This is a genomic window from Pontimicrobium sp. MEBiC01747, assembly GCF_053601635.1.
Window position 1 is genome coordinate 1 of sequence record NZ_JBSHNS010000499.1, and the last position, 292, is coordinate 292.

1 protein-coding gene is annotated in these 292 nt (G+C 46.6%); it reads left to right on the forward strand.

The features are described from left to right. The coding region (locus ACVC2P_RS16415) for a hypothetical protein (protein ID WP_452599538.1) at positions 1-292 on the forward strand (292 nt) is incomplete at both ends.

The following is a 292-nucleotide window of genomic DNA, read 5'->3' on the forward strand; positions in this document are numbered from 1 at the left end:
TTGTAGCCAACACCCAAACCATCTATGTCGTTGTTACCAATACAGGCACCATGACTACACCAGCCACAGGCTGTTTTACCATAGTAGAGCTCCCATTAGAAGTCTTACCAGCACCAGTAGTAGACTTAGAAGCCGATCTATTAGCAGACGGATACATCATCTGTGATGATGATGGCGATGGCTTTGCACAATTTGATTTCGATACCGTAATCACCCCAGACGTATACGATGCCCAAGACCCGGCAGACTTTGTTTTAACCTATCACCTAACTCAGGCCGATGCAGAAACCGG